Annotated in this window: 2 protein-coding genes; both read right to left on the minus strand. The window is 67.7% G+C overall.

What is annotated here, in order from left to right:
* Positions 1-804 (minus strand): IS3 family transposase (locus ABGB16_RS33735; RefSeq protein ID WP_347672101.1); only part of this gene is annotated, 804 nt, incomplete at its 3' end.
* Positions 801-1,118, minus strand: a complete 318-nt coding sequence (locus ABGB16_RS33740) for a transposase (RefSeq protein ID WP_347672102.1) — start codon at positions 1,116-1,118, stop codon at positions 801-803. The genes ABGB16_RS33735 and ABGB16_RS33740, both read right to left, overlap by 4 nt.
* Between the last annotated feature and the right edge of the window lie 52 nt (positions 1,119-1,170).

Genomic DNA, 1,170 nt, shown 5'->3' on the forward strand with positions numbered 1-1,170 from the left:
GTACTCGACGGTGGCCATCTCCAGGTCGTCGAGTCCGCGCCAGGGGCCCTTGTTGCGGACGAGTTCGGCCTTGTAGAGGGAGTTGAACGCCTCGGCCATCGCATTGTCGTACGAGTCGCCCTTGGAACCGACCGAGGCGACGGCGCCGGCCTCGGCCAGCCGCTGGCTGTAGCGAATCGCTCGATACTGGACTCCCCTGTCGGAATGATGGACGAGTCCGCCCAGGTCAGCGCCTTGATTCTCGCGGCGCCACATCGCCATCTTCAACGCGTCGAGAGCCAGGTCGGTGTAGAGCGACGTGGACACCTGCCAGCCGACGATCATCCGGGAGTACACGTCGAGGACGAACGCGGCGTAAACCCAGCCCACGCTGGTGCGCACGTAGGTCAGGTCGGCGACCCACAGCTGGTTCGGACGTTCCGCGGTGAAGTCCCGTCTGACCAGGTCGCCAGGGCGGCTGGTCTCGGCCGCGGGGCGGGTCGTGCGTGGTGACTTGTCGCGCAGCAGCCCACGCAGCCCGGACTCGCGCATCAGCCGCTCGACGGTGCACCGGGCCACTCGCACGCCGCGTCGGTGCAGCTCGTGCCAAATCTTACGGGCCCCGTAGACGCCGTAGTTCTCTGCGTGGATCCGCTCGATCATCGCGGTCAGCTCCTCATCGCGTCGCGAGCGGGCGCTGGCGGGGCGGGTCTTGGTGGCGTAGTAGGTCGAGGGTGCGATCTGTGCCGGCGTGTCTTCGAGCGCCTGCAGGACCGGCTGGACACCGTGTTCGGCCTTTTGGGAGTCGACGAAGTCGACCTTCATCGCGACGGACGGTCCAGCTCCGCCGCGAAGAAACTCGCTGCGGACTTCAGGATCTGGTTCGCCCGCCGCAGCTCACGCACCTCCCGTTCGAGGGCGGCGATGCGTTCGGCGTCGCTGCTGGTGGTGCCCGGCCGCTCACCGGCGTCGGTCTCGGCCTTCTTCACCCACGTGCGCAACGCCTCCGGGTGAACCCCGAGCTGACCGGCGATCCGCCGGATCGCTCCGACCGCGCTGGCGGGATCCCGGCGGGCCTCCACGGCCAACCGGGTCGCACGCTCACGCAGCTCATCGTTGTACTTCTTCGGTGCGGGCATCGCTGGTGTTCCTCCCAGGTTTCGATGTCTCCATCAAACCCGGTGCGGAACA

It is taken from the genome of Micromonospora sp. B11E3, assembly GCF_039871625.1.
GTDB lineage: Bacteria > Actinomycetota > Actinomycetes > Mycobacteriales > Micromonosporaceae > Micromonospora.

Bases quoted from the DNA above. Each gene is read 5' to 3' on its own strand.
- ABGB16_RS33740 (WP_347672102.1), bottom strand. From the start codon at position 1,118: ATGCCCGCACCGAAGAAGTACAACGATGAGCTGCGTGAGCGTGCGACC.